This is a genomic window from Hydrocoleum sp. CS-953 (assembly GCF_002260545.1).
Lineage (GTDB): Bacteria > Cyanobacteriota > Cyanobacteriia > Cyanobacteriales > Microcoleaceae > Trichodesmium.
This window is the reverse complement of sequence record NZ_LGSU01000221.1, coordinates 1-2,484: the sequence shown is the minus strand read 5'-3', so window position 1 is coordinate 2,484 and position 2,484 is coordinate 1. Positions and strand designations below refer to the sequence as shown.

The following is a 2,484-nucleotide window of genomic DNA, read 5'->3' as shown; positions in this document are numbered from 1 at the left end:
TTCTAAATTCTAAATTCTGAATTCTTATTGTTTGTGGCAACCATACAATGAATGGGGGTTTGGAGACCAAACCCCTACGGATGAAACAAAAAGCTAAAGCAAGAATTTAACTTCTAAATTCTAAATTATTATTGTGGCAACCAACCTGCACTCAGAAGCACAGTTAGACCCATAAACACCACAGATAAAGTCCAAGTAATTCGATTTAAAGTTATCTCTGCACTCTTAGTGCTGGTAAATAACTGAGCTTGTCCACCAATACCACCTATCCCATCACCTTTCGGGCTATGTAATAAGACAAATATAATAATACCAAGAGCGGATATAAACCAGATAATTTCCGCAAGTTGAACAACATTCATAATCTTCTGACTCGTTATTTAAACTTAAAAAAATCACTAATAATTAGTGTTGATAAACCTGATACCAATTCACTTTTAAAGATGTCACAAAATAGTTTCAAACATTAAGTGTGAAATAATTTCCTGAAACTAATGTCCCGTCAAAGTCTTAAATCTGTAAAATCTTACTTTTGACTTTTGACTTGATAATTTCCGTGAAACGGTATTACAAACCAACTCGCATAGGAGTACGATTTTGTTTAAGATCGTACTCTGCCTTATTAATCATTGACTTTCCAGTCATTTCAGCAGGTTGAGGCAAATTGAGAATTTCCAAAATAGTTGGTGCTACATCTGCCAACCGTCCATCACTTCGTAGAGATACGCTAGTCCCATGACCAGGAATTTTACGTCCCTCTCCTTCTATAAGTATAAAAGGAACCGGATTTGTTGTGTGGGCTGTCCAAGGACTGCCATTTTCATCCCACATATATTCAGCATTTCCATGGTCAGCAATAATAATCGCTGTGCCACCTGCTTTACTAATACTCTCTAAAAGTTTTCCTAGACAATTGTCAACTGTCTGAATCGCATTTACCGCAGCATCCATAACTCCAGTATGACCCACCATATCAGGATTAGCATAGTTAATAACAATTAGAGAATAGATTTGCTTTTTCACTGCAGCGATCGCCACTTCTGTCACTTCTTCAGCAGACATTTCGGGCGCTTCATCATAATGAGCTACCATTGGACTTTGAACTAATTCTCGGTCTTCTCCCTCAAATGGTTGCTCGAAACCCCCATTAAAAAAGTAAGTTACATGAGCATACTTTTCAGTTTCCGCAGTCCGGAACTGACGCAGACCATTCTGAGAAATTACCTGTCCCAGAATATTATTCAAATTTTGAGGTTCAAAAGCCACAATAACTGGGAAACTAGAATCATACTGAGTGAAAGTTAAAAATGTCAATGGTTGAATTTGTTGACGCTCAAACCCATTAAAATCTGGATCTACAAAAGCTTGAGTTAATTGACGGGCACGATCTGGGCGAAAATTAAAGAAAATTATACCATCTCCAGGTTCTACAGCTCCAGGAGTTACTCTAATTGGGATGACAAACTCATCTGTTATACCTTCAGTATAAGACTTTTGTAGTAAATCAGAAGCAGAAAGACCAGTTCCATAACCATCTTTGGTCATTACCTCATAAGCTTTTTGAATTCTGTCCCATCGTTTATCCCGATCCATTGCATAATAGCGACCACTAACTGTAGCAATTCTGCCTACACCAATTTGATTAGTATGATATTCTATCTGTTTGAGTACCTGAACTCCTGATTTAGGATTTGTATCACGTCCATCAGTAATGGCATGGATACAGACATCAGAAATTCCTTTGGCCTTAGCCATATCCAGTAAACCTAATAAATGGTCTATATGGGAATGAACTCCTCCAGGGGAACATAAACCTACTAAGTGTAGTTTAGAATTACGCTCTATCACATCCTGGCAAATCTTTTTAATANGTACCTGAACTCCTGATTTAGGATTTGTATCACGTCCATCAGTAATGGCATGGATACAGACATCAGAAATTCCTTTGGCCTTAGCCATATCCAGTAAACCTAATAAATGGTCTATATGGGAATGAACTCCTCCAGGGGAACATAAACCTACTAAGTGTAGTTTAGAATTACGCTCTATCACATCCTGGCAAATCTTTTTAATAGCTTGGTTTTCTGCTATTGAACCATCTTCTACTGCATCAGAAATTCTTACTAATTCCTGGGGAACAACTCGCCCCGCTCCAATATTTAAGTGACCAACTTCTGAGTTACCCATTTGACCTTCTGGCAAACCGACAGCTTTTCCAGAAGCTTGAATTAAAGTTTTGGGATAAGCTTGCCAAAGACTATCAATTATAGGTGTTTCACCCACAGTAATAGCATTTCCATCTTTGTCTTCTCGATAACCCCAACCATCTAGAATAATTAGTACAACCGGAGATATAGAACCATTGTTCATAATTTATTACCTTTTATGCCTCATCTCGGTTTTATAATGAATAGTCTCAAAATACTATACTTTAGTATTTTTTTCTTTATGATAAGTTGGATTGATTTTATTAAAATATAAGTT

Annotated in this window: 1 protein-coding gene and 2 pseudogenes; all 3 read right to left on the bottom strand. The window is 37.1% G+C overall.

Annotation, left to right across the window (positions count from 1 at the left end):
• Positions 1-128: 128 nt before the first annotated feature.
• Positions 129-362: a preprotein translocase subunit SecG gene (gene secG / locus AFK68_RS01875; protein WP_094671187.1), complete on the bottom strand. Its 234-nt coding sequence runs from the start codon at positions 360-362 to the stop codon at positions 129-131.
• 205 nt (positions 363-567) lie between these two features.
• A pseudogene (gene gpmI / locus AFK68_RS40865) lies at positions 568-1,870 on the bottom strand (2,3-bisphosphoglycerate-independent phosphoglycerate mutase); the annotation flags it as partial.
• Between the two features lies 1 nt (position 1,871).
• Positions 1,872-2,370, bottom strand: a pseudogene (locus tag AFK68_RS37945) (2,3-bisphosphoglycerate-independent phosphoglycerate mutase); the annotation flags it as partial.
• Positions 2,371-2,484: the final 114 nt, after the last annotated feature.

Coding starts and splice junctions, on each gene's coding strand:
- secG (WP_094671187.1), bottom strand. CDS start 362: ATGAATGTTGTTCAACTTGCGGAAATTATCTGGTTTATATCCGCTCTT.